Origin of the sequence: Paenibacillus oceani (assembly GCF_014705615.1) — a bacterium.
GTDB lineage: Bacteria > Bacillota > Bacilli > Paenibacillales > NBRC-103111 > Paenibacillus_AB > Paenibacillus_AB oceani.
On record NZ_JACXJA010000005.1, the window covers coordinates 207372 to 233858 of the forward strand.

Genomic DNA, 26487 nt, shown 5'->3' on the forward strand with positions numbered 1-26487 from the left:
CCTTACCGGCGTATGTCCATTTAAACGGTCTGGCCATGGTGCGATTGAAATAGCGGATAAAATGGAGTACCTGCTCTTTCAAGTCCTGTTTCGAGACGAAGCTGCCCCGCCGAATCAATCGCCGTACCAAAATGCTGAACCAAATCTCGATTTGATTTAGCCCACCCGTTTCACACCGATTGGAAACTGTTGGGGATCTTCAGCTATTCAGTACTAGTTGATGCGGTTATGTTTCGTGCGAACCATCCGCCCCCCCAAGGAAGCCCGTTATCCTCTCAGTTGTGAGCAGGGTATATTCGCCTTCGCCAAAACGTGTCACGCGACCCCTGAACCAAATAGGAGTCTTTCGAGGCTTCTATTTTTTCCCTTTTCGCAAAACGAAACCGAATAGAGGCGGTTTTCACCCCTTATTTCAGCCAACTGTTGGGGTCAGCACCCTTTTCGCGGATATTAGAAGCTTCAAACCGCTCTTATTCCGTGTCCAACCCGGGTTTCGGACAATATAAGGAATGCAAACCGCTCTTATTCACTTCCTCCCCCGCCGCTTCAAGGCCTTGAAAAAGCGTAAAAGCGGCTTGCGGCGTTTGCGGACTCGACAAGGACGCTGACCCTCTCCGCTTTTCCACGCTCGTACCTATAACATGACGCCACGCCGCCCGCACAGCCCGAAGCATCAGCGCCTCCGCTTTCGCTCTCGTACGTATATCCTGACAGCACAATCCGGGGTGCAGGTCACCCATCCGCAACGTTGCCGTTGCCCGGTCCGCCCAGCAAAAAAAAGGCGCCCGCTACCGGGCGCCTCTGAACTTCTGCGTATATTCTCTCGCCTGCTCGGGCGTCTGCACGCGGTTGCGGCTCCACTCCAGCAAGATCCGATCGATATAGCGGAAATGAATAACACCGGCGAACACCGCCTCCTTGAGCGCGAACAAAATCAGCTCTTCCGGATACCGGTCGCGGTCAATCCATTGCGAGACGGTCTCGCATTCCATCGGCGTAAGCGGACGGGCGAACTCCTTCTCGAATACGGTGAAAATGTCGGACTTTTCCGCCGGCGCCGCAGCGGCTTTCGCTGCTTGTTGCGAAGACGCACCGGACTGCTTCGCGTCTTCGATCCAGGCTGCTGCAAGCTTCCGGTACAGCGGCGACAGATTGTAGCGTTCGCTCAGCACCCCGCTGACCGGATCGGTCTCCCCGTCAATTTGCAGCATCTCTTCCTTAAGCAGCCGCTGGAGCGCCCTCAACACCGACTCGTACGTTGCCGACATCCGGCTTTGCAGCTCCTCCGGAGTCGGAAAATCGTTGCCCTCCTTCTCCTTGAACTGAAACAGATGGATGAGCAGCATCGCTTCCATATCCGACAGCTTCATCGCTTTGTACAGCTTCAGCAGCAGCGAAGGAACCGATACGCTGCCTTCGCGCATTGCCGCAGCCATCCCCCGCTCGATCTGCTTCCAGTCTACCCCTTTTGCCATATTCAGCCAGCCTCCTTGCCGTTACGGGTACAGACGGTTCAACAAACGCGGAAACGGGATCGTTTCCCTTACATGTTCGAGCCCGCAGATCCAGGCGACCGTACGCTCCAGTCCGAGCCCGAATCCAGAATGCGGCACAGTGCCGTATTTGCGCAGGTCGAGGTACCAGCGGTACGCGTCCTCTCCCAGCTCATGCTCCTTGAAGCGCTGCTCGATCAGTACCGGATCATCGATCCGCTGGCTTCCTCCGATGATCTCCCCGTAACCTTCGGGCGCGATCAGATCGGCGCACAGGACCACTTCCGGACGATCCGGTTTAGGCTTCATATAGAATGCTTTGAAGGAAGCCGGATAATGGGTAATAAACACCGGCTTATCGAACTGCTGCGCGATCTCGGTCTCGTGCGGCGCACCGAAGTCTTCGCCCCATGTAAAGGCATGGCCTCGCTCCTGAAGCAGCTTGACGGCATCGTCATAGGTTATTCGGGGGAACGGGGCGCGCACGCTCTCCAGCTTCGATACGTCGCGTCCGAGCGTCTCCAGTTCTTTGCGGCAGTTGGCAACGACCGATTGCACCACATGGGATACGAACTGCTCCTGAATAACGAGACTTTGTTCATGATCCACGAACGCCATCTCCGGCTCGATCATCCAAAATTCGATCAGGTGGCGCCGTGTCTTCGATTTCTCCGCCCGGAACGTCGGGCCGAACGAGTACACTTTGCCGAGCGCCATCGCCGCCGCTTCCATGTACAGCTGTCCGCTCTGCGTCAAATAAGCGTCTTCGTCGAAATATTTCGTATGGAACAAATTCGTCGTCCCTTCGCAGGACGAAGGCGTCAGAATCGGCGGATCAACGAGGGTGAAGCCGTGTTCGTCGAAGTATCCTTGTATCGCCCGGATAATCTGCGCACGGATGACCATAATCGCCCGCTGTCTCGGGGAACGGAGCCACAAGTGGCGATGGTCCATCAAATAATCGACGCCGTGCTCCTTAGGCGTAATCGGATAATCCTCGGAGATTTGGATCGTTTCGATTCCGCTTACCGTCAGCTCGTACCCGCTCTGGCTGCGCGCGTCCTCTCGTACTTCTCCGGTCACGTACAGCGAGCTTTCCTGAGTAAGCTTGGCAGCCGCCTCCCAGACCGGTTCGGACACTTCGCTTTTGACGACTACCGCCTGGATGAAGCCTGTGCCGTCGCGAAGCTGCAAAAACTGGATTTTGCCGCTGGACCGTTTGTTGTACAGCCAGCAGCCGATCCGGACCGTATGCCCGGCATGTCGGTTCACTTCACGAATGGTACATTGCTCCATCGCTTACGTCACTCCTCCAACAAATATGAGATTTGAGATTTACGCTTGCGGGGTCAGCGCTTTGGAAGCTTCGCGGAACGTGTCTCTTGCGATCATCAGCTCTTCGTTCGTCGGGATCACCCATACTTCAACTCTCGAATCAGGGGACGATATGCGGCGGTCGTCGCGGCTGCGCGCTTCATTGGCGCTGTCATCCAGCTGGATTCCGAGGAACGTCAGCTTGTCGCACACGGCTTTGCGAAGGTAAGCGCTGTTCTCGCCCACTCCGGCCGTGAATACGAGCGTATCGATTCCGTTCATCGCCGCCGCATAAGCGCCGATATATTTTCTCAGCCGGTACTCGTACATGTCGAACGCCAGCTTCGCGTTGCGGTCTCCCTCTCCGGCCGCCTCGATAATCTCCCTCATGTCTCCCATCCCGCCGGAGACGGCGAACAAGCCGCTATGTTTGTTCAGCATCGAATTGACTTCGTTCAGCGACAGGTCTTCCTTATCCATGGCAAAAGGAACGATGGCCGGGTCGATGTCGCCGCTGCGGGTTCCCATCATCAGTCCTTCGAGCGGAGTCATGCCCATGCTCGTGTCGAACGATTTGCCGTCCAGGATCGCGGTTACGCTACCTCCGTTCCCGATATGACAAGTAATCATCTTCATCTGTTCGAGCGGTTTCCCGATCAGCTCCGCCGCCCGGTCGCTGACGTATTGATGGGACGTGCCGTGAAAACCGTATCTGCGAACGCCATGTTTGCGGTAAAACACGTTGGGGATCGGATAGCGGAACGCAACCGGCGGCATCGTCTGGTGAAAGGCCGTATCGAAAACGACGACCTGCGGAATGTCCGGCAAGTTCGCTTCCACCGCCAAAATCCCCGTTAATGCGCCCGGATTATGGAGCGGGGCGAGGTCAAACAGACGCTTGATCTCCTCCTTCACCTTATCGTCGACCTTCACCGAGCCCGAGAACGCCTCCCCGCCGTGAACGACGCGGTGGCCGGCGGCATGTACTTCCTCGATCGAACGCAAAACCCCTTCCTTCGGATCGATCAGGATTCGCAGCACCCGGCGGATTGCCGACGTATGATCGAGAATCTCGCTTACCTCGCGCAGCTCCGGTCGGCCTGTAGGTTCGTGGGTGAGCATCGCCGTCTCCATGCCGATCCGTTCGACCTTGCCTCTGGCAAGCACCGATTCGGTCGTCATATCGAACACCTGGTACTTCAGCGAGGAACTTCCGGCGTTAATCACGAGTATGTTCATATCCGGTCACCATCCTTATCATAGCGGAAAAACCCTTCTCCCGTCTTGACGCCCAGATGGCCCGCACGAACCATCTGTTTCAGGATAAACGACGGACGGTATTTCAAATCGCCGTATTCACGGAACATCCGTTCCATCGCCGCGAGAATCGCGTCGAGACCGAACCGGTCGGCCATCTCCAGCGGCCCGAAACGAAAATCGTAGCCGATCCGCATCGCCGAGTCGATATCTTCCGCGGAAGCGACCCCTTCGGACAGCGTATGCATCGCTTCGTTGATCAGCGTACAGATCAGGCGTGTCGTGACGAAACCGGGGGATTCGTATACCATGATCCCCTTTTTCTGAATCGTTAACTCCACGAAGCGGCGTACCGTCTCATACGTTTCTGTAGACGTTTTCAAACCGCGGACAATTTCAACCAGATGTATTTTATGAACCGGATACAAGAAATGAAGTCCGATAACGCGCTCCGGCCGTCTCGTTTCTCCGGCCAATTCGGTTAAGCTCAGCGTGGACGTGTTGCTGGCGAAAATCGTTTCTTCGCTGCATACCGCATCCAGCTTGCGGAATACGTCCTTTTTCGTCTCCAGATCCTCGGATACCGTCTCGATGACCATCTCGCAGCCGGTCAGCTGTTCTACCGCGTGGGCTTTATGTATCCTGCCCAATGCCGACTTTTTCTCGGCTTCCGTAATCGCCCATTTTTCCAGCCGTTTCTCGAGACTAAGCTCGATCATCTCCCACGCATGCTCCAACTGATCGGGCGTCTTCTCCAGCAGATAAACGTCGATCCCCTTCGTTGCAAGCATTTCCGCTATGCCCTGCCCCATCGTTCCGGCTCCGACTACGCCGATTTTTGTGAGTTGCATATCTATGCTCCTTCCAGGTCTAAACGATGATGTCTGTTCGCTCATTCATAACGATTTTACAACGAATAAGCTTTTTTTTCATCACCCGACACAATAAAGTAGGTTTTATCCAGCCAAATCTAACGGATTTGTTAAAGTAAGCCCTTTCTGACGGGGAAAACGGACATGCAAAAGAAAGCCTCCTCAAGAGGCTACCACATTTGTCACAGCGATTAAATCGGAACCTGCCTTCCGTCAATCTCCGCCGGTCAGCGTTCAGCAGAAGGCGCCCTAGCCCGTCTTGCAGCTAAAGCGCCCGCCATCGTAAACGTTTCAGATCAAGCCGGTGTTTGTCCGGCAGACGAGGGTACCCCGAGCAGATCGCGGAATTGGTCGCCGGTCAGCACTTCCTCGCGAATGAGAATGTCCAGCGACTGCTCGAAGACGTTCCGGTAACGCTCCAGCATCTCTCTTGTACCGCGATGGAGCTCGTCAAGAATGACGGCATTTTCCTTCATCAGCTCTTCCTTCGTCACCATATCCCGGTCGATGATGCCAAGGCCGGTCAGACCCGAGTCCATCATCGTGCGGACGAGCCGGAGCGCCTGTTCAAAATCGTTGCGCGAACCGGTGCTTCGTCCTCCGTAAAACATCTCCTCCGCCACCGCTCCGCCGAGCGCAATCATGATTTGCTGCTCCAGCTCGGTCCGGGTGTACAGGTACTGATCCTGCTGCGGGTTGTGACGCACATAGCCGAGCGCCTGGCCGCGCGGACTGAGCGATACCATCGATACGGAGCCCGGCTTCACCTGTTCGGCCGTAATCGCGTGTCCGAGCTCATGCAGCGCGACGCGCTTGCGCTCTTCCATCGTCGCCTCACGGTCGGTTTTCTCGCCCATCATCACCTTATCGATCGCCCGGGAGAAGTGGTGCTGCTCGATGACAGGCAGATCGTCGCGCATCGCATAGATGGCCGCTTCGTTCATTACGCTCTCCAGCTGGGCGCCCGAGAATCCGAACGTCTCGCCCGCTACGCGCTCCATGCTCGCCCCTTCGGCGATCGGTTTGTTTTTGGAATGAATGTTCAGGATATGCATCCGGCCCTTCTTGTCCGGAAGATCGACCTGAATGTGACGGTCGAACCGTCCCGGCCGCAACAGCGCGCTGTCGAGCATCTCTTTGCGGTTCGTTGCCGCAATCATCAAAATGCGGGGCGTCTCGTTCGAATGCAGCCCGTCCATCTCGGTCAGCAATTGGTTCAGCGTCTGATCGTATTCCCGGTGCTGCCCGCCGTCCCGCTTGCCGCCGATTACATCGATCTCGTCGATGAAAATAATCGCACTTTCTTTATTTTCCTTGGCCGCACGGGTTTTCGCTTCTTTGAACAAATCGCGCACCCGGCTGGCCCCGACTCCCACGTACATTTCCACAAACTCACTGCCCGAAGCGGATACGAAAACGGAGTTCGTATAGTGGGCAGCCGCCTTGGCCATTAGCGTTTTCCCGGTTCCCGGAGGTCCGGTAAGCAGGATGCCTTTCAGAGGCCGAATACCGAATTTGCGGATTTCTTCGTGCCGGATCAGGAAATCGAGCGCTTCTTTCAGCTCGTTTTTGGCCCGGTCCTGTCCCCCGATATCGTCAAACGTCAAGTAGGACGGGGTACGGCTTTTGCCTTTGCGCTCGGACGAAGCCGACCCCATTCTATCCCTCATCCGGGTGACATAAAATAAGGAGAACAAAATAACGCCCGCAAGCACGATCGGAATAACATTAATGCCCATATAGATTAAAAAAACGAGCAATACCGGCACGAAGCCGATTAGCATTTCTTTACCGAGCTTACTCATTCGGCCACACCCCTACCTTCTGCGGCTTGCGGGGAAGCAGCATATATTTATAATGCGTCCCGTCCGTCATGCGGACATACACATAACGTTCGTCCATCTCGGTAGTTACTACGAGACCGGGGAGCGCGCCTTTCTTCGCTTCCAGAGCGGCCGGAATCGCAGCATACCGCTTGCTCTCCATCGCTTCCGCAACGTCGAACAAAGCGCCCGACCACCAGCTGTCCAGCTCCGGCGTAGTCATATCCTTCACGATCAGCTCGACCGTCCGGTCGCCTAGAATCGATCGGCCCTGCTCCGTAATCGACTTGTATATTTCACGAAGATTCGCTTCCGGCTTCGGCGTAATCTCAATCGTCACCGTATTATTTCCCACGCTTACTTTCGATAGCTCCAGTCCCGGCTGCTCCTGTACGATCCGGGTTAACGGATTTTCCATAGCCAGGCTGTCATATAAAAACCATCCTCCGAACAATACAGCCGAAGAGAGGACAACGCTCGTTAATACAGGCCATAGACGCAACTTCACGCAACGTCCCCCTTTCTATGCAGACGATGAATTTGATAGATCAGTTGATATATCCATAGTATATCACATGATATACACCCATTTCGATGCAAATGTTTGGAATGAAAAGTGATCGGCGTCGAAGGATTTTATACATATTGCTAGAAATAGTTATAGAAGTGAAAAACTATAGGGAGGCAAGTACGATGGGAGCACGTTTTATTCAAGTCGCGGTCGTTTATTTATTGATCGGCGTATTACTCGGAATGGGGATGGGAATGGCGGAGAAGTTCATCTATACCTCTGCGCATGCCCATATCAATCTGCTCGGCTGGGCGACGCTGGGGCTGATCGGAGTCGTGTATACCGTATACCCGGAGGCGGGGAGCACGAAGCTGGCCAGCGTCCAGTTTTGGCTGCACAACATCGGCTTGCCGCTGCTCGTAATCAGCATGTTCCTGTTCGCTCAAGGCAACACAGGCCTCGGTATCCCGTTTTCCGCTGTCGGGGGGCTGCTGGTTATCGTATCGGTTCTCTTGCTCGTCGTTAACGTCTTCCGCCACATCAAGCCCGGACGGTAATCCTACTTCGAAAATGGACCGTACCCGGAGCATGGGATCAGCTCAGGTACGGTCCTCGTATCAGTGTCGGCTCATTCGCCACGTATCGATTTCCTCGCCGTTGTCGAAGCGGTAATAGCTGTAATAATACCGGCTGCCCTCTTCGTCCTTGCGTTTGTAGAACACTTCCCACAAATATGTTTCATTCAAGGCGCCGGGCATCACACGAAGCACTTCATTATCCGGATTGCTCTCTTCGACTTTGCGCTGTGCTTCTTCGGCCGTGATCCCGGTGCTCGCGTACCTCATCTGCGCCTTACCATCGTTCACCCAGGCGATCGCTTCTCTGCCTTCCTCGTCCTGTCCGAATACGACCATGTACGGCTTCTCGCCGACGAACCTTTCGATCCGGTCCACCGTGCGCATGTAGGTGCTGGCGATAACGGTCGATTTCGCCTCGAGCCGCTCCGCCCATTCTTCCTCATGAATCGACCTGTAGAAGAAGACGAGAACAATCGTCACGACGGCTAGCACAGCAGCACACCACAGCGCTATTTTCCTCGCCATTCCCGTTCCCCCTCCTTCTTAAAATAGGTCCGCCAACCTTTATCCGTTCGTCAACAGCTCGAAACGGCGCTGCGCTTCGAACTTGATTTTTTCCTCGTCGATCGTCAGGCACTCGCCTCCGCGGACAAGCTGTTTGCCGTCAACGTACACATCGGTTACATCTTTTGCGGACGCCGAGTACACAATATGAGAGACGTAATCCGATTTCGGCAAAAAGTGCGCCTGATCGGTATCGAGGGCGATAAAGTCCGCTTTGCTGCCGACGGACAACGTGCCGACGTTATCGAGCCAGATCGACTTCGCGCCGTTAACCGTTCCGAGCTTCAGCGCTTCCTTGGCCGGCACCGCTACCGGATCGCCGGATACGCCCTTATGGATCAGAGCGGCCAGACGCATCTCTTCGAACATGTCGAGATTGTTGTTGCTCGCAGAACTGTCCGTCCCGAGCGATACGAGTATGCCCGCCTTGAGCATGTCCGGCACGCGCGCGACTCCGCTCGCCAGCTTCAGGTTGCTACCCGGGTTATGGGAGACGTGGACGTTGTGCTCTTTCAACGTAGCGATCTCCGCATCCGTCAGATGCACAGCATGCGCGACGATCGAAGGACGCGAGAACAAGCCGAGCTTGGCCAGATGATCGACCGGACGCAGCCCGTACTGCTTCTCGTTCTCCAGCACTTCGTACAGCGTCTCGGACATATGCGTATGCATCGGCAAGTTCAGATCGTGAGCCGCTTCCACGAATTTGACGATAAACTCCGGCGGACACGTGTAAGGCGCGTGAGGCGACATCATGGTCGTAATCCGGCCGCCGGCCTTTCCGTGCCAGTCTTTGGCGAATTGGACGGCTTCCCGGCGCTTGTGCTCCTGGACGTCCGGCGGACAATGTCCGATCGCGCCGCGCGTCAGGCAGCCTCGCATTCCGGATTCTTCAACGGCTTTGGCCACTTCGTCCATATGATCGTACATATCGACGAAACTGGTCGTTCCGCCTTTGATCATCTCAAGGATCGACAGCAGTGTTCCCCACCTGACGTCTTCACCGGTAAATTTGGCTTCATTCGGCCACATTTTCTGCTCCAGCCATACTTGGAGCGCCAGATCATCCCCGTACCCGCGCAGCAGCGACATCGCGGCATGGCAGTGGGTATTGACGAGTCCGGGCATGTACAACTTGCGGCTTCCGTCCACAATTTCGTCGAACTGCTCCGCCGGGTCGCGCTCCTGCTCGCCCAAATATACAATTTTGTCGTCCTCTATAATCATGCAGCCGCGGACAACCGGTGCTTCTTCGGTTACGGTGACGAACGTGCCGTTTTGGATCAACGTTTTTGCCATCATCAATCAGCCTTTCGGTTCGGATTAGAATTTGCATTTAAAAGTTCGTGGTCACGAATAACATACCGTTACAAATGTACCTCTTCGGACAGTCAAAATCAAGCAACTCGGCTCTGTTTTGAATGTCCCGTGCAATTAGTTCGTTCAATCGATTGCAATTGACCGTCCGGATATGATAATTTTAATTTTGTGTTAAGGAACGACAACTTTTTTCAACATCCGACATTGGGGGTCATAAGCTTGATGATTTTCAATAAAAAGGGCGAGATCGATTTTCTGAATCTGCTCATTCAAAGCGCGGAAAATACGCTGAATGGCGCACACATGTTCCGCAGCGCCATGATGGGGAATCAGCCGCCAGCCACTTACTTCGGTAAACTGAAAGAGATCGAAGAAAAGGGCGATTCGTTTACGCATGAGATTTTCAAAGGCTTGAACAAAGTATTTATCACGCCGCTTGACAGGGAAGACATTATGGAGCTAGCGGTTCGGTTGGACGATGTCATGGATGGGATCGAAGCCTCGATGGCGAGGTTCGATTACCTGAACATTACGTTCACGAATCAATATATGAAGGATTTCTCGGAAGTCCTCGTCTCCTCGTGCGAGCATCTGCTCGAAGCGTTTAAGCTGTTGTCCAAGAAGAAGTACATGCAGATCCAGGAGCATACGGTACATATCAACAGCTTGGAAAATGAAGGCGACCGGCTGATGCGCGAAGGGATTCGCGAGATTTTCACCAGCCCGACCGACCCTTACCACGACTTTAAGCTCAAGGAGCTTTACGAACGGCTCGAACAAACGACCGACGCTTGCGAGGACGTTGCGGATATATTGGGAAGTGTCGTACTGCGCTACGCTTAATCCACCTGTTAGGAGAAAATCATGCTAACCCTGATTATCTTTATTGTCCTGTTGGCGCTCATATTCGATTTCATCAACGGCTTTCACGACACGGCCAACGCGATCGCCACTTCGATCTCGACACGGGCGATGTCACCGCGGTTTGCGGTGCTGTACGCAGCCTTTCTTAACTTTGTCGGCGCCATGCTGTCATCGGAAGTAGCCAAAACAGTCGGCGGGAGCATCGCCAATCCGGCGGAAATCCAAAATGGCGTTCAGGTCGTCATAGCGGCCCTCATAGCGGCTATCTTCTGGAACCTGCTCACCTGGTATTACGGCATTCCTTCGTCGTCCTCCCATACTTTGATCGGCGCGCTCGCAGGAGCGGTTATCGCCGGAGCCGGATTCCAATCCCTTCATATGGAAGGTTTCCTGAAAATTGTTTATATTTTGATTTTGTCGCCAGTCATCGCTTTTGCCGTAGGTTTCATCATCATGTTTCTGCTTAAATACATCATTCTTTTCAGCGGCAACAAATCGCGGTCAAAACTGAACCGGGTGTTCCGCTCGTTCCAGGTCGTATCGGCCGGACTGCTGTCGTTCAGCCACGGGGGCAACGACGCCCAGAAAGCGATGGGGATTATCGTATTCGGTCTCGTAGCAGGCGGCTTTCAGACGACGCTTGATGTCCCAATCTGGGTCAAAATATCCGCCGCGGCGGCAATGGGTCTCGGAACTTCCATCGGCGGCTGGCGGATTATCAAAACGGTCAGTAAAAAGATTATGAAGATCGAGCCGGTTAACGGCTTCGCTGCGGATCTGAGCTCCTCGATTATTATCCAGACGTCGACCTTTATTGGACAACCTTTGTCGACGACACACGTCATTACGTCGTCCATCATCGGTACGGGCAGCGTCATCCGGTTTAAGGACGTCAAGTGGGGCACGGTCGGACGGATGATCATGACATGGGTCATCACAATCCCGATCAGTATGGTGCTTGCTTTTCTGGTGTACAAGGTGTTGTTTTCGTTGTTTTAGAGTCTTAGATTAGATAACAAAAAAGGCTGTTCCTTGGCGTATTTGCCTTGGAACAGCCTTTTTTCACCTTTTCCTTCAGAGGTTCACCCTGATGATGAATGTCCATTAAAGTTCGTGATCAAAAAGTCCGGTTTTCAGCACCGAGAAGATTTTTCGGGAGTTTCTGTAAGACTATGCTTTTTCGCCGATATGCGAGCTAAGAATGAATCGTTTCCGAACGAATATGAACGCATACTAATTTGCGCAGCGCAATGATGGGAAGTGAAATATTAGGATAAATTGTTTTGCAATAGCTTTGTAACAGAAACGCCGCCCGCACTCCAGTCAGCGGTACCTCCAGTAAGATCATTGCCTTCTGTAATTAAAGCGCCGACATTACCTGATACCCCACTAACTGAAAAAGTCAAGTTGTTTGTATCGTTGTCACGTATGGATATTTTCCCATATTCTGCACTTGAATCAGAGCCCAAATCTATTTCAGCAAAAGTTCCGCTTATATGCCCCGTGCTGTTTTTAAAGTTTTTTGCGCTTGAATTTTTAATTGCTATATTTTCACTTATGCTTTTCCCTTGATCTGACGGTGATTTTGCTCCACCAAAGTGCACAGCGACCGGTCTTTGTGCATAAATAGCGTTTACGTTGTCTGAATTGATTTTTATTTCAGCAGAAATCACATTCGGTGTCATTTGTATGAGCCTGTCAGAGTTGCAGTTTACGTGCTTAACATCAAGTATAAGCCCGCTAATGTTAACACTTTGATTGCACTGAATCGGACGAGTAAATGTGCCTGAAATTATCCCGTCAAAACGAACATCGTCAGCCTGAACATATAATGGACATGTAGGTTTAGATAGTGGATAATCACTTTCAATAACTGCATTTACAATAGAAGCTTTTGAGCTGACTTCTGATCCAACGCCAGACCCCTTTACTACAATTACTCCTTGATTACCTCCAGCATTTTTCATTCTAGGGCTAACTATTGCCGTGTTTGCAGCTTTAATGTAAATTCCTTCAGCGTGATAGGATGAAGACGTGTGTTCAAGGTTACGGATGTCAGGGTTCTCGATGTAAACATTTTGACAGCCAGTCACATAGATCCCGTTGACCTCTGTTATTCCTGCCTGCTCACTTAGACCATCTCCAATTAACCCCAATATCCTCACAATCTGGTTTGAGGATGCATTTTCACCTGTAGCATTGTTTCCAACTCCTATAAATCTTGTCTTGCAGCTTTTAAACTTGGGTCTTATGAAAGATAGGTCACCAAAAACAGCCGGGCTTATGTCTATTCCCCAATTCGAAAGATTACTACACCATACGTCTTTTATTACGGCTTTTCTTAATGACCCTGATTGATTGTCCGAGTACCTCATATTTATCATTGCGCCCATGTTTTTGCAAATCATGCCATTAACAAAAAGATCAATTTCTTCTCCTATTCCCAAAAAATGAAGCCCGTTTAAAAAACCTTCAAGCGTAACAATCCCATTTATAAGTGCTGTGTTTGAAAGGTTCAAGAAGTTTTGTTGTGTATCGCTGTTTATTAAAGTTCCGTTTTGGAACTCAATCTCTATAGGCTTATTTATTGTTGGAGTGCTCCACCCGGATAAATATAAAGCCTTATTGCTTGGTATAAATAATTTAAACCCCTCATCTGCAGCTGCGGTTATTGCGTCATACAATACTTCGGAATGATTGGATTGTGTAAGTTTACCAAAGTATCTTAAGGCGCGATATTCGCCAGTAAATTTAGGAGATATATGGATGTAGACTTGCTCTTGATCAATAACCTCTACTGCTTCGCCTGATTGTGAAGGTCTTACAGCTGCGGCGGCCTTTCCCAACGCTCCGAATTGCTCGGCTTTAGTGGCTGCAGCGGCCACTCCCACCGCTCCCAAAGCAGCCAGCAGTTTCCTTCTGCTGACCTTCCGGCCGGATCGACTGCGGCCTTTCTCATGAGCCCGCTCTTCATTGGATCTATTCGGATTCGAGCTTGGTTTCATTATATACGCCTCCCGGCTGAGAAATATGATTTGTTACCTGTAACGAAAGATCTTTGTTAACGCTTACATACACACCGGCGGTTTCATACCAAACATCATTAAATTCGTCATTTCAATTCGGCAATCGCCTTCTCGGCTTCTTCTTGCGCTTCGCGCAACGCCGTATTCATATCTTTGGCGCCGAGCAATACATCGGCAAACGCATTGCTGATCGCATTCTGCGAAACGATCGTGTGGTTGTTCCAGGTGATCGGTACAGCCATTTTGCTCGGGAGAAGCGCTTTCACATTTTTTCCCTTCAGTTCGACTAGGCCGTCGCCGAACGACTCTCGAATAGACTTTTCCGAAAGTGCGGTAGCGTTTCCAAGCTTGGACAACGCTAGCTGCGATTCGTCGGACAGCATCTCTGCCATAGCCAGAAACGCTTCCCTCTTCTGCTTGCTGGTTGCCGACAAGAGCATATAGGTTGGCGCTGGCGGGGGCCCCATATCGGGAATGTCCTTGAAGACGGGATAGGCGGCTATGTCCCAATTCAGATGGGATGATTCCTTCGACAGGCCTGAAACCCCGCCAATCGTTGAGAGCATGATCGCCAGCGTCTTGTCTTTCACGAACAAATCGTTTTGTTTATTGAGAATTTCCCGAGTCAACCCGTTGCTCGGTATTTCCGCGAACCGGACAAAGTTCTCCATATACCCTTTCCAGAAATGATCTGTAAAGGTCGGCACGCGCGTTTTCGGATTGATCAACTCATGCGAATATTGATTCAAGGTTAAAAAATTTTGGTAGAAATTCAGCGAAATGCCCCAATATTGTACGCCTCCCTCCAACCGGGTCAGCTTCCTTGCCGTTTCGTAAACGTCGTCCCAGCTCAATCCGTCCTTCATATACGGCACGCCGAATTTGTCGAATATATCTCTGTTGTAGTACATTGCCATCGCGTTGATTTTGTAAGGCAGGCCGACAATGCTGCCGTTTGTGATTTTCCGCAAGTTTTCGACCGCCGACAGCTCGAGCCGGCTCAGATCGAATTTGTTCGCTTTTATCAGATCCGAAATGTCCGTGAGCAAGCCCAATTCGCCCAAGCTGAAAATTTGACTTTGCGAGGCGATAATAATATCCATATCCGCCTTCGCCGTGACCATATCCTGAATGGTGCTCCCCTTCGTTTTCTGGGTCAGCTTGAATGTCACATTCGGGTATTTTCTCTGAATAAGCGACCCGAAGCTTTTCATAAAATCTTCGTCCGTCCAGTTGCTGTACATGTAATAGATGTTCAACTCCGTCGGCTTGTCGATTCCGGCCGCGGGCAATTCACCCTTCGTTTCAGTCACTGTTTTCGGTGAATTGGCGACCGTGCCTTCGTTTCCTCCGCAGGCGGACATCAGTCCGATCGAACAAACCAGCGCGGTCATCGGGATAAGTCTTTCCTTCATGAAAACCCCTCCATTTGAAATAAATGCAGTCGGGAGCTTTTCGCCAAACATTTCCTTTTCGCTCTCTTATTCTCACTATAAGGGGCTTGATGTGCTTTTAAAATGTCTGAAACTGAATTATACTATATCCAAAATTAAAGCTTCCTTTTAGCCGAAAGGAGTGCATGCGGTGAATGTGATTGGCTTTGTTCCTCAAGTGCGGGAACTTATGTATTGGCACAACAAAGAAAAATTTATCCTTTACGAGGATACGAGCGCGGCATGGACGCTGTTTGCGATGGAATCCGGTTCCTTCTATTACGAAATCGGAGAAGAGAAGGGAACGGCCGCTTTTGGCGATATCGTCATCTGTCCTCCACTGACCCCGTTTCGCCGGGTGGTCATCACCCCGCTTTGTTTTTTCGTGATCAAACTGGACTGGGGCAAGATTGACAGCCAGCCCGCCGACGCGAAGAGCTTGCAACTGGGAACCACGAAGATCAGCTTTCAGAACACAAGCAGACTGGTCGCCAATTATAACATGCTCAAGAAGATCGATGCGCTGCACATGCACCATGTCGCCAGAAACCCGCTCAGCAATCACTACTTATACGATATATGGCTCCTGTACAGCGAGGAGGCCGGCATGGTCCCGTGGACTGCGGTTTTGCAACGCGATTCGCAGCAGCCGGACCGGTTGATGGCCAAGGCTGAAGCCATGATCCAGAAGCAGGCGTTCCAGCCGATCGCGCTGAATGAGATCGCCTCCTCCCTCGGTCTGAGCACCGTCCGGCTGATTCAGAAGTTCAAAGCCTGCTATGGCGATACACCCGCCCAATATCAGATCAAGCTTCGTCTCGAACGGGCCAAGAAGCTGCTGCTGGAGACCAATCTGACGCTGGATCAGATCTCCGATCATATCGGCTACCAAAACGGTTTTTATTTGAATCGGATATTCAAGAAGCATATGAACATGACGCCCGGAAAATATCGCAAAGTGCACCGCGTATAAAAGGCCCACCGTGTACCCTGTGTTCTGTTCCATTGCCGCTGTGGGCGGCGGCTTACTTCCTCTCGGCGTCCCGAAAGGTTTTCGCAGTGTCGCCTGCTTACGATTGATCGGCAAAGAAGCTTCCGAAACCATCACGGTACTCGTGAAGGCGGAAGCTTCTTTTGGTTTGTCGCCTCAATCCAAATAATAAGCCAAGCTCTGCAGCTCGGTCGTAAAATCCGCATGATGAACGCGAATTTCGTTCGGCACCTTAATAATGACCGGCGCGAAGTTAAGAATCGCTTCCACCCCGGCGTCAACGAACTGGTTGGCGACCAGTTGCGCTTCGAACGCCGGGACGGTAATGATGCCGATCCGCACCTTGTGCTCCCGGACCGTTTCGTGCAGCACCGTCATGGGCTGGACGGTCAAATTGTTAATATGCTCGCCGAGCTTGTCCGGAGAGCTGTCGAAGACCGCTACGATCTTCATATTGTCTTTCAGGTAGGCGTTATAATTGCACAAAGCCCGGCCCAGGTTTCCGGCTCCGACCAGAATGACCGGAATAATCTGGTCCAGCTTTAAAATTTGGCGGATTTTCTCGATCAAATAGGCGACGTCGTAGCCGATCCCTTTTTTGCCGAATTCCCCGAAGTAAGCCAAATCTTTGCGGATCTGCGCCGGATTCAGATCGAGCTTTTGGCCCAGATCCTGCGACGAGACCATCTGCACGTTGCGCCGGCTAAGCTCATTCAAAAAACGAAGATAAACCGGGAGACGGCGGACGACCGCCTCCGAAATTTTCGGTGTCTTCATCCGTTTTCCTCCCCCATCCAATCTGATATTCGCGGTACCAACTGCTGTGTGCTCAAATGTTCGATTTTCGGACCGGGCAGCGAATACAAAAAGTTGCGGCCATAGGAGGTTTCCAGTACGCGCGTATCGTAAATCACGACGACACCGCGGTCTTTAGCCGTCCGAACGAGACGTCCGAAGCCTTGCTTGAATCGGATAACCGCCTGCGGCACCGACAGCGCCGTAAACGGGTTCAGGTTGTTCTTTTTCAGCTGTTCGCTTTTGGCTTCGACCAGCGGGTGGTTCGGAGGCTGGAACGGAAGTCTGACTATCGCCAAACAAGTCAACGCCTCCCCCGGAATGTCGACGCCTTCCCAGAAGCTGCTCGTGCCCAGCAGAACGCTCGACGACTGCGATCGGAACATCCGGATCAGCTTGCTGCGGTTGCCGCTGTCGACGCCTTGGCCGAGCACCTGAATGCCGCTTGGCTTCAGCCGCTCCTTCAGCTCCGGATGAATTTGCTTCAACATCCGGTGCGAAGTGAACAGGACAAGCATCCGGCCCTTCGTCTCCTTCGCCACATCGGCCAAAGACCCGACGAGCGCCCCGAGGAACACTTCGTCCGCCGTCGCCCCTTTGACGCTGGGGAAATCCCGCGGAATCAGCACAAGCGCTTGCTTGCGGTACTGGAACGGCGAAGCAAGCTGTACCGTCTTCACCTTCTCGGTATCCGACAACGGTTGCAAGCCCAGCTGCGAGGCGCTGTATTGGAACGTTTTGTTAACCGTTAAAGTCGCCGACGTTAATACGACACTGTCCTTCGCCTCGAAGAAGTGCTGCTTGAGCAGATGGCTGACATCAAGCGGCACGGCAAACACCTGGAGCGACTTGCTCTTGAAGTACGGAGCGGCCTCAAGCCAGTACACGTAATGCGGATCGGGCATCTGCATAAAGAACCGGAGCACGTCCCGGTGCCGCAGCAACGCCTTCACCGACCCCGACAAGTCTGTCAGCACGCTGCTCGTCGCAAACTCGTCGGTTTCCTCCTTCAGCTCGGTCACAAGCCGTTCCAGCTTTTTGCCGATCTCGGTCGCTTCGAGGTAAATGTTCTCTTCGATCACAAGCAGCGAGCTCCACGCCTTCGGCAGCGCTTCCGGCTTGAGACGGAGCACGAGTTGTCCGCTCTCGGTCCCTCCGCCGTCGTTGCGCTCGGAGACGAACATATACAGCAGCTCGGTCAGCTTGTCCCATTCTTCCTTGATGCGCACCATGCGCGGATAAACCGACTCGATCGTCTGGTTCCAGTCGGCGGCCTTTTGCTCCGAGCCGCGCTGCAGTCTGAACTGAAGCGAGGGCAGCTGGCCGTTCTTCGCATCCTTATACAGCCACAGCAGCGTGTTTACCAAGGAGGCATAATGCAGATCCATCCCCAGATGTTTGCTCGCCACTTCCTCGAAATGATGCGCTTCATCAATGACGAGCTGCTTGTAGGCCGGCAGAAGCCGGTTTTCCGCCTGAATGTCGGTAAACAGCAGCGAATGATTGGTAATGACCACGTCCGCAATATTCGCTTCGTTACGCGCGCGGTGGTAAAAACATTTTTTGAACCAAGGGCACATCCGGTTCAGACACGAATCGGTGTCGCTGCCGACCGTCTGCCAAAATTCGGCCCCGCGCCCGGCGAAATACAGCTCCTCGTCATCGCCGTGGTTCGTCTCCGAAAGCCATACGACCATCTGGGCCGCGGTAATCCGGTCTTCCTTCTCGCTGGCAAAGTCGCGGTTGTATAGCTTCTGCTCGAATTTCCGCAGGCATAAATAATGGCTCCGCCCCTTAAGCACGGCCGCCCGAAACGGGACCGGAAATATATCCTGAAGCAGCGGGATGTCCCGCTGGCGAAGCTGCTCCTGCAAGTTGATCGTGTGGGTGCTGACGACCACTTTTTTGTCTTCCTTGATGCCGTGGTACAGGGAAGGAATCAAGTAGCCGAGCGATTTCCCCGTGCCCGTGCCCGCTTCCACCATCAGATGGCGGTCGGACGAAAACGAGCTCTCCACCTCGCGGATCATATGCTCCTGCGCTTCGCGTTCCTCGTAGTGCTCGAACTTGGTGCGCAAATTCGTCTTGATTTTATCGTAAAACTCGTCGAACGACTCGTTTTTGCCGATTGAAGGTGAACCTTCTTCCTCACGCGCCGGCTTCTCCTCATCCCAGTCCCCGACATTCAGCACGTATTGACGAAAATACCGGTTCGTCTCGGGGTCGATACTGACTGCCGATTCTTTGCGCACCCGCATCTCCTGCATAAACCAGCCCATGTCTGAAGGATCGGACTCGAACAGCTGGGCCAGCTTCTGAACGGTCAGCAGCGGCAGCGTATCGAACCGCTCCAAACATTTGAGCCAGATAAGCGCTGTCACTTCAGCGTCGCTGTCCGCCTGGTGCGGACGATCGTGACCAAGCCCGAAAGCGGCGCTCACCATCGACAGTTGAAGGCTCGTCAGCGAAGGGAACAGGATGCGCAGGAACGGAATCGTATCGATAACCCGCCCGTCAAAAGGAAGATATCCGCTTCGTTCGCAAGCATATCGCAAAAACATATGGTCAAAACCCGCATTGTGGGCCACAAGCGCGCTGTCCGCAAGCAAAGGAAGCATGTCGGACAACACGTCTTCGAGAACCGGAGCGTCCGCCACCATCTCATCGGTGATGCCTGTCAGCTGTACGATAAATTCAGGTATGGATTTATTAGGCCGGACGAAGGATGAATACCGCCGGCTGATGACACCATCTTCTATAACAACAAGACCAACCTGTATGATATCATCCGAAGGTTGGTCTCCCGTTGTTTCAAAATCGATTACCGCATATCTCATCCGGTACTCTTCAATCCCTTCTTCGCGATTCCCTTCTTAGCATACCAAATTATTGCGTAGCCGAAAAGGGAAGCCGAAGCGAGGCTATGATCATTTAATGGATAAATCCTTCTCCGGCGCTTTGGCTCCCGTGATGCGACATGCATATTCCCATGTTGATCATCGGCTCCACGCTGCTCGGATCGGCCATATAGGCCAGTTTGAAGAAATGCTGGGCTTGCTCGATATTGGCATTTTTGGCATGAATGCATCCCATCGCGTTATACGAGACGGCCTTCATCTGGTCGTGCTCCGTCAGCGAGGTAATGAACCGGAAATGCCGGTACGCTTCGGCGTCGTTTCCTTTGCGCATATGGCCCATAGCCAAGTACAGCCGGCCCAGAATGAACTCGGGGTGTCCTTGGACAACCGACTCGAATTCGCGAACCGCATTGTCGTACATGAGCAGTTGAAAATAACCCTGGCCTCGCTTGAACGCCTCGGAGGCATCGCTGCCTTCCGGCAAGGCCGGAGAAGCGCCGCTGCTCCCCGCAACGGCCCAACCGGACGATTTCGGCAATGTTTCCAGAAATCGAGCCATCTTCTCCTCGAATTGCAGCCATTCCTCGATAAAGGAATCACTCATCGCTTTTAATACGTCCAGCTTGTTGTGAAGACCCTGCTTTCCCTTGGCGTCGGCAGTCGGGAAATGTTTTATCACGTCGTCTAACGTGTCGTGCATCGAGGCAAACAACTGTTTCAACATGATCTGATCCCACCTTGGCTGAGAAATCGTGCTGTCCGTGCTTGAAGAGGTTGTTCAAAAAGTCCACTTTTGATCAAGAAGTACATCCGAAAGCCTGCTCGACATCGAATATGGAATTCAGCCGGAACTTCCGGTGCTCACGTAGCTTGCACTTAAAGGATTGTGGAATGAGTTTCGACATTCAGTGTATCGACGACCTTGTTGTTTTCTCCCATAATGGCAATTTTCGGCTTATGAGCTTTCGCTTGTTCGCCCGTCATCAGCGCGTAAGAAATAATAATGACAGTATCGCCCGGATGAACGAGACGAGCCGCTGCACCGTTCAAACAGATGACTCCGGAACCCCGTGGGCCGGGGATGACATACGTTTCAAGGCGGGCTCCGTTGTTATTATCTACAACCTGCACTTTTTCATTAGGTAAAAGTTCGACCAAATCCATCAGATCTTCGTCAATCGTAATGCTTCCGATATAATTTAAATTCGCTTCCGTAATCGTCGCGCGGTGAATTTTCGATTTCATCATCGTTAAAAACATGCCGGTTCTCCTCCTCAAGAGAAAAAAATGCGATTGTCGATCAGGCGGGTTTTACCGAATTTGACGGCGAGCGCCACCAAAATCGGTTGTTCTCCGTTAAATGGCTGTACGCCGGTTACCGGTTCAAGTCCCGGATAGGTTAAAATCGTAACGTAGTCGATAACGGCCAAAGGCGCGGACTCGATCATACGTCGAATGTTCAGCTCCAGCTTTCCTACCGTCATGTCCGGCTCCGCCATCCACGACTCGGCTTGGCTAAGCGACTTGGACAAGACGAGCGCCTGCTTGCGCTCGTCTTCGTTTAAGTACACGTTGCGGGAACTCATCGCCAGTCCGTCAGGCTCCCTTAACGTCTCGCAGCGGACGATCTGCACCGGAATGTTCAGATCGCGGGTAAATTGCTCGATCACGGCGACCTGCTGGGCGTCCTTCATGCCGAAATAAGCGCGGTCCGGCTGCACGATGTTGAACAGCTTGGTTACCACCGTCGCCACGCCGTCAAAATGGCCCGGGCGCGACGCGCCGCACAGCGTATCCGTCAATTCCTTGACGACTACCGTCGTCTTCGTCGGAGCCGGGTACATTTCCGTTACGCTGGGCAAAAACACATAATCCGCTCCCGCTCCCTCCGCAAGCGATAGGTCCCGTTCGTTGTCGCGCGGGTACTTGTCGAAATCTTCGGTTGGCCCGAACTGCAGCGGGTTCACGAAAATGCTGACGACGACGATGTCGCACTCCCGGCGAGCCTGACGAATCAAGCTCATATGGCCTTCGTGCATATAGCCTAGGGTCGGCATAAAGCCGACCCGTACTTCGCCCTCCGCATTTGCTTTATTGCGTCTGGCTGCCTTCAGTTTCGAACGCAGCTCTTCGATCCGGACAATAGCTTCCATGTATGATGATTGCTCCTCTCCCGGGTTGACCTCAGTCGTTGTCGGGCGATTTGCCGCCATACAGATGTCCCGCAAGCTCCAGATCCGCGTGAAATGTATGCTCCTGGGCCGGGAAGCTGCGGCTTTTGACCTCTTGGACATATTGGGCGATCCCGTTACGAATAGAGTCCCCAATGTTGGCGTACGCTTTAACGAATTTTTTAGGAAATACCGGCGATGCATATTGCAGCAGATCGTGGAAAACGAGCACCTGTCCGTCGCAATGAACGCCCGCCCCGATGCCGATCGTCGGGATCGACACCGCCTTCGTAATCTCCTCCGCGATCTCGTCCGTGACCAGCTCGACCACGATGGCGAACGCTCCGGCCTGCTCCAGCGCCTTGGCGTCGTCCATCAGTTTGCGGGCCGAAACGCCGGTTTTTCCTTGAATCTTATAACCGCCGATCTGATACACCGACTGCGGAGTGAGGCCGATATGGCCCATAACGGGTACCCCTGCCTTCACTACCGCGTCGACGGTATGGGCGATCTCCGTTCCGCCCTCCATCTTGACCGCCTTGCACAATCCTTCCCGCATCAGCCGCCCGACGTTGTGAAGCGACTGATCGATCGACCCGTGATACGTCATAAACGGCATATCACTTACGACAAACGGAGCCGAGATCGCGCGGGTCACCATCTTCGTATGATAAATCATCTCATCCAGCGTAACCGGCAGCGTCGATTCCTGGCCTTGCACGACGTTGCCGAGCGAATCGCCCACCAGGATGACGTCCACGCCCGCTTCCTCGGCCAGTTTGGCCGACGTGTAGTCATAGGCGGTGACCACCGAGATCGGCACGCCGTCCGTCTTCATCTTTCTCATTCGGGTCGTACTCATTTTTTTCGGTTCCATCCGAACACCCGCTTTCGATTTGGTTGGCTCGTGAACCGGTCCGGAACGCACAAAAGCCTTTTAGCCGCTCGGCTAAAAGGCTTAGAAAACAACAGGAAACGAATCGTCAGATTTGTTTTCTGTCTCGGTCCCTTTTAGGCTCAGAGCAGAATTCCGCGACTTGCATGTCAAACTTGTTTTACTTGCGTGCAGGAGTGCAGTTCCACGTAGGATACCGCCTCTACGCAATATTATACCAGATCGTTCACGAAATCTACATGTTTTTAGCTAAATATCCGCGGAATACAGCTTGGTCACACTTCCGTCCGGATGCCGGACAATCAAGGCGCCCATCTCGTCGATCGATTCGGCGACACCCTCCACAACGCCTCTGGGGGTCCTCGCCGCGATCGGACGGCCCAGCGAATAGGCAGACGCTTCCCACGCCGTCCGGATCGGCTCGAAGCCTTCCGAGTCGTACAGATTGTACAACGCTTCGAACTGCTCCAGGAACGCGCGTATCAGTTCGGAACGGCTCCATTCCCGGCCGCTGAGCATACGGAGCGACGTAGCGATTCCGCGCAGCTCTTCCGGGTAATCGCCCTCCTGCAGATTGACGCTGATGCCCACTCCGGCGATCACGTGCCGCAGCCGCTCGTCCTCCGCATTCGACTCGAGCAGGATGCCGCTGATCTTCCTTCCGTCCACAAGCAAATCGTTCGGCCACTTGATCGCAACCGGCAAGGACGGCTCCAGCTTGCGAATCGTCCGGTTCAAAGCGACGGCGACCAGCAGCGTCAGTTGAGGGGTAAAATGAACCGGAATGTTCGGCCGCAGGACCAGGCTCATCCAGACACCTTTCCCTTTCGGCGAATGCCAGTTTTTCCCCATTCGTCCGCGCCCGGCCGTCTGAACTTCCGCGATCACCAGCGTTCCCTCCGGAGCGCCTTCTTCGGCCAGCCGGTGGGCAATCGTCTGCGTAGAGTCGACAGAATCGTACATTTTGACCGATCGGCCCATAACCGCCGTCGACAGCTCGGCCAGAATGGCCGCTGCGCTCAGCTTGTCCGGCTTGCCCGTAAGCTTATAGCCTTTTCGCGAGACCGCGTCGAACGTATACCCTTGATCGCGCAGGCTGCGGATGTGTTTCCAGACGGCGGTTCGGGTGCAGCCGAGCAGTTCGCTCAGCTGTTCGCCCGATACGTATTCGTTCGGGCGCTGCTCCAGATACGCCAATATTTTATGCTCCATTACATCGTTTCCCGCTTTACTCGATTTTTGGCTTCTTGAATTAAAATATCCCGTTCATTCCGTATTCGCAGCTTGGCCGTTTCCACCAGCAGTTCCTGAAGCAGCGCGCCCAGCCACGGACCGGCTGGTTTGTCCAGCTCGACAGCCAGCTCCGTCCCGTTCACCGCAAGTTCCGTTACCCGATCGGCCGGTATCCGTTCGATCCACCCGGGACCGAGCTCGAGCAGCTGCCGCCAGTTCCGGCCGTCCAACGACTCCGTCTGCCAGGAAGCAAGCTCCAGCCACAGTAAGGCAACCGGCTTCCCGAACATTACGCAAGCGCCGGCCCACGTCTCGAAGCCCGCTTGCTCGTCTTCCATACGGATCTTGTCCAGATGCTGCCGCATCCATTCATCCATCTGCAGCAGCCGGACGATCGCAGCCGATTTTTTGCCGGAAAACTTGAGCCGTTTCATCGCTTCCCGGGCTTGTCCAGAGCTCATCTCCAGCAGGACGAATAAGGCCGTCCACCGTAGCTCGGGCCCTGTTACGCCGGTCAGTTTCACCGCTGCGCACAGTTCCGGTACTAAGTCCCATTCGGCCAGCGGCCAAACTACAGGCTGCTTGAAATGACGGGTTAACCCGCTCTCGGCAAGCAGCTTCACCGCACGATCGGGCGACCGCCCTTCGATCATCTTGTCGAGCTCGGCGCCTACCCGCTCCATCGCCACATGGGCGAGCAGCGGCGCATGACGGAGAAGCGCCTCCCAAGTCGCCTCCTGAAGCGAGAACCCGTATTCGCAAGCGAAACGGATCGCCCGGAGCATGCGCAGCGCGTCCTCGTGAAACCGCTCCAGCGGGTTGCCAACACATCTTACGACTCCCGCCTCCAAATCCGCAGAGCCCCCGAACGGATCGTACCGGGTGCCATGCGCATCCAGAGCCATCGCATTAATCGTAAAGTCCCGGCGGCGCAAATCTTCGTTCAGATCGGAAATAAACTCCACTTCCTTGGGCCGCCGGAACTGCTCGTATTCGGATTCTTTGCGGAACGTCGTCACTTCGAACGTGTGCTGCTCCCGGATAACTGTAACGGTGCCATGGGCAAGTCCGGTCGGGGCGTGACGGGGAAACAGCCTCATCACCTCGTCCGGCAAAGCGGAGGTCGCGATATCGATATCTTTAAGCGGTCGTCCGAGCGCCTTGTCGCGTACGCAGCCGCCCACGAAATACGCCTCGTAACCCGCTTCGCTGAGCGCGCGGAGCACTTCTTTTCCTTCCGTCTCCATCCGTTCCGACATCTCCGTAATGCCCCCGCATCCTTCAGCCGGTCAAGCCCGGCATATTTCGCTCAAATCGATGCTCGGCACCTCGCGCCCCAGCACCCGGTAATAAATCTGCTCGTATTGCGCCGTGATCAAATCGTTGCAGAACGTAAAATGCGCCCGATCGAGACAGGCTTTCGACATCGCCTCATAAAGCTGAGGGTCCGACAGGAGCCGGATCACGTGTTCGGCCATCTGGGTAGTATCGCCGATCGGCGCCAGGTACCCGGTCTCCCCGTGCGTGATCAGCTCCGGAATGCCGCCTGCGTTCGAACCGACCGTCGGAACGCCGCAAGCCATCGCCTCCAGCGCCACAAGCCCGAAGCTTTCCTTCTCCGAAGGAAGCAGCATCACGTCGGCCAGCGAGATCACCTGCGCGACATCGTCCTGCTTCCCGGCGAAGATGACGCGGTCGGTCAGGCCGAGCTCCTTCACCTTGCAGATCGTCTTCGACAGCTCGGGTCCTTCTCCGACGAACAGCAGTCTCGACGGGACCCTTTCGTTCACTTTGGCGAACACGTCCACCACATCGCCGATCCGCTTGACGGGACGGAAGTTCGATATGTGCAGCAGCAGCTTCTCGTCCGGTTTGGCGAAGTCGCGGCGCAGCGTAGCGACATCTCTCGGGTAATATACCCTTTTATCCACAAAATTGTAGGCAAGATCAATCGGCTTCTCGATATGCAGCAGATCGCGGGTCTCGCGGATCAGATCTTTGGAGACCGCCGTAACCGCGTCGCTTCGCTCGATCGCCAGCCTGATCAGGTCGCTGAGCGATTCGTCCTGGCCGAGCACGGTGATATCGGTACCATGCAGCGTTGTGATGATTTTCAGATCCGAGCCGACCATCTCTTTGGCCAAAAAGGCACAGACCGCATGGGGAACCGCGTAATGGACGTGCAAAATATCCAGCTTCTCCATCTTGGCTACCTGGGCCATCTTGCTTGCCAGCGACAAATCGTAAGGCGGGTATTTGAACACGTAGTAGTCGTTAACTTCGACTTCGTGATAAAAAATATTTTTATGAAACTTGCCCAGGCGGAAAGGGATGCTGTGCGTAATGAAATGAACCTCGTGGCCCTTCTCCGCGAGCAGCTTTCCAAGCTCTGTCGCCACGACGCCGGAACCTCCGAGCGACGGATAACACGTAATGCCGATCTTCAGTCGATCGTTTTCCATAGACATCCCCCTCCCCGCGAATCATAC

Annotated in this window: 23 protein-coding genes; 4 read left to right on the forward strand and 19 right to left on the reverse strand. The window is 53.6% G+C overall.

What is annotated here, in order from left to right:
* Positions 1 to 788 precede the first annotated feature (788 nt).
* The 6 genes from IDH45_RS04420 to IDH45_RS04445 form a co-directional block, all read right to left on the reverse strand.
* Positions 789 to 1475 carry a DnaD domain-containing protein gene (locus tag IDH45_RS04420; RefSeq protein ID WP_190925065.1) on the reverse strand — a complete coding sequence of 229 codons (687 nt, stop codon included), beginning with the start codon at positions 1473 to 1475 and terminating at the stop codon, positions 789 to 791.
* Between the two features lie 21 nt (positions 1476 to 1496).
* The gene (gene asnS / locus IDH45_RS04425; protein ID WP_190925066.1) at positions 1497 to 2789 is read right to left on the reverse strand and encodes an asparagine--tRNA ligase; all 1293 of its coding nucleotides are present in this window, start codon (positions 2787 to 2789) and stop codon (positions 1497 to 1499) included.
* A gap of 39 nt (positions 2790 to 2828) precedes the next feature.
* Entirely contained in the window at positions 2829 to 4046 is a 1218-nt protein-coding gene (locus IDH45_RS04430) for an acetate/propionate family kinase (protein WP_190925068.1), read from the reverse strand.
* On the reverse strand, positions 4043 to 4915 hold the full coding sequence (locus IDH45_RS04435) for a 3-hydroxyacyl-CoA dehydrogenase family protein (RefSeq protein ID WP_190925070.1): 873 nt from the start codon (positions 4913 to 4915) through the stop codon (positions 4043 to 4045). Before IDH45_RS04435 ends, IDH45_RS04430 begins: the two co-directional genes overlap by 4 nt.
* Positions 4916 to 5232: 317 nt before the next feature.
* On the reverse strand, positions 5233 to 6594 hold the full coding sequence (locus IDH45_RS04440) for an AAA family ATPase (RefSeq protein WP_397326981.1): 1362 nt from the start codon (positions 6592 to 6594) through the stop codon (positions 5233 to 5235).
* 139 nt (positions 6595 to 6733) lie between these two features.
* The gene (locus tag IDH45_RS04445) at positions 6734 to 7267 is read right to left on the reverse strand and encodes a hypothetical protein (RefSeq protein ID WP_190925074.1); all 534 of its coding nucleotides are present in this window, start codon (positions 7265 to 7267) and stop codon (positions 6734 to 6736) included.
* 185 nt (positions 7268 to 7452) lie between these two features.
* Here IDH45_RS04445 and IDH45_RS04450 point away from each other — a divergent pair, with 185 nt between their 5' ends.
* A complete protein-coding gene (locus IDH45_RS04450; RefSeq protein ID WP_190925076.1) occupies positions 7453 to 7827 on the forward strand; it encodes a cytochrome-c oxidase in 375 nt (124 codons plus the stop codon).
* A 60-nt stretch (positions 7828 to 7887) separates the two neighbouring features.
* On the opposite strand, the gene IDH45_RS04455 is transcribed toward IDH45_RS04450, so the two are convergent.
* Together IDH45_RS04455 and IDH45_RS04460 are read right to left on the reverse strand one after the other, a co-directional pair.
* Entirely contained in the window at positions 7888 to 8373 is a 486-nt protein-coding gene (locus IDH45_RS04455) for a cell wall elongation regulator TseB-like domain-containing protein (RefSeq protein WP_190925078.1), read from the reverse strand.
* Between the two features lie 39 nt (positions 8374 to 8412).
* Positions 8413 to 9711, reverse strand: coding sequence for an amidohydrolase (locus IDH45_RS04460; RefSeq protein WP_190925080.1), 1299 nt, complete (start codon positions 9709 to 9711; stop codon positions 8413 to 8415).
* A gap of 243 nt (positions 9712 to 9954) precedes the next feature.
* Here IDH45_RS04460 and IDH45_RS04465 point away from each other — a divergent pair, with 243 nt between their 5' ends.
* Both IDH45_RS04465 and IDH45_RS04470 read left to right on the forward strand, forming a co-directional pair.
* Entirely contained in the window at positions 9955 to 10575 is a 621-nt protein-coding gene (locus IDH45_RS04465) for a DUF47 domain-containing protein (RefSeq protein WP_190925082.1), read from the forward strand.
* A gap of 21 nt (positions 10576 to 10596) precedes the next feature.
* On the forward strand, positions 10597 to 11595 hold the full coding sequence (locus IDH45_RS04470; protein WP_190925084.1) for an inorganic phosphate transporter: 999 nt from the start codon (positions 10597 to 10599) through the stop codon (positions 11593 to 11595).
* Positions 11596 to 11864: 269 nt separating this feature from the next.
* On the opposite strand, the gene IDH45_RS04475 is transcribed toward IDH45_RS04470, so the two are convergent.
* Complete coding sequence (locus tag IDH45_RS04475) at positions 11865 to 13601, reverse strand: hypothetical protein (RefSeq protein WP_190925086.1); 1737 nt, start codon at positions 13599 to 13601, stop codon at positions 11865 to 11867.
* A gap of 107 nt (positions 13602 to 13708) precedes the next feature.
* Complete coding sequence (locus tag IDH45_RS04480; RefSeq protein WP_190925088.1) at positions 13709 to 15037, reverse strand: ABC transporter substrate-binding protein; 1329 nt, start codon at positions 15035 to 15037, stop codon at positions 13709 to 13711.
* A gap of 169 nt (positions 15038 to 15206) precedes the next feature.
* Between IDH45_RS04480 and IDH45_RS34920 the strand changes: the two genes are divergently transcribed.
* Positions 15207 to 16028: a helix-turn-helix domain-containing protein gene (locus IDH45_RS34920; protein ID WP_190925090.1), complete on the forward strand. Its 822-nt coding sequence runs from the start codon at positions 15207 to 15209 to the stop codon at positions 16026 to 16028.
* Between the two features lie 174 nt (positions 16029 to 16202).
* Here the strand turns inward: IDH45_RS34920 and IDH45_RS04490 are convergent, their stop codons facing one another.
* The 9 genes from IDH45_RS04490 to bshA all read right to left on the reverse strand — a co-directional run bounded on the left by IDH45_RS04490 (position 16203) and on the right by bshA (position 26460).
* Positions 16203 to 16823, reverse strand: a complete 621-nt coding sequence (locus IDH45_RS04490) for a redox-sensing transcriptional repressor Rex (protein WP_190925092.1) — start codon at positions 16821 to 16823, stop codon at positions 16203 to 16205.
* A complete protein-coding gene (dinG, locus tag IDH45_RS04495) occupies positions 16820 to 19678 on the reverse strand; it encodes an ATP-dependent DNA helicase DinG (protein ID WP_190925094.1) in 2859 nt (952 codons plus the stop codon). Before dinG ends, IDH45_RS04490 begins: the two co-directional genes overlap by 4 nt.
* Before the next feature lie 94 nt (positions 19679 to 19772).
* Entirely contained in the window at positions 19773 to 20423 is a 651-nt protein-coding gene (locus IDH45_RS04500; protein ID WP_190925096.1) for a tetratricopeptide repeat protein, read from the reverse strand.
* Between the two features lie 152 nt (positions 20424 to 20575).
* Positions 20576 to 20959, reverse strand: coding sequence for an aspartate 1-decarboxylase (gene panD, locus IDH45_RS04505; RefSeq protein ID WP_190925098.1), 384 nt, complete (start codon positions 20957 to 20959; stop codon positions 20576 to 20578).
* A gap of 14 nt (positions 20960 to 20973) precedes the next feature.
* A complete protein-coding gene (gene panC, locus IDH45_RS04510) occupies positions 20974 to 21852 on the reverse strand; it encodes a pantoate--beta-alanine ligase (protein ID WP_190925100.1) in 879 nt (292 codons plus the stop codon).
* Between the two features lie 31 nt (positions 21853 to 21883).
* On the reverse strand, positions 21884 to 22747 hold the full coding sequence (gene panB, locus IDH45_RS04515; RefSeq protein WP_190925101.1) for a 3-methyl-2-oxobutanoate hydroxymethyltransferase: 864 nt from the start codon (positions 22745 to 22747) through the stop codon (positions 21884 to 21886).
* Positions 22748 to 23014: 267 nt separating this feature from the next.
* Complete coding sequence (locus IDH45_RS04520; protein WP_190925103.1) at positions 23015 to 23977, reverse strand: biotin--[acetyl-CoA-carboxylase] ligase; 963 nt, start codon at positions 23975 to 23977, stop codon at positions 23015 to 23017.
* Entirely contained in the window at positions 23977 to 25257 is a 1281-nt protein-coding gene (locus IDH45_RS04525; protein ID WP_190925105.1) for a CCA tRNA nucleotidyltransferase, read from the reverse strand. The genes IDH45_RS04520 and IDH45_RS04525 overlap by 1 nt, the downstream gene beginning before the upstream one ends.
* Before the next feature lie 30 nt (positions 25258 to 25287).
* A complete protein-coding gene (gene bshA / locus IDH45_RS04530; protein WP_190925107.1) occupies positions 25288 to 26460 on the reverse strand; it encodes an N-acetyl-alpha-D-glucosaminyl L-malate synthase BshA in 1173 nt (390 codons plus the stop codon).
* Positions 26461 to 26487: the final 27 nt, after the last annotated feature.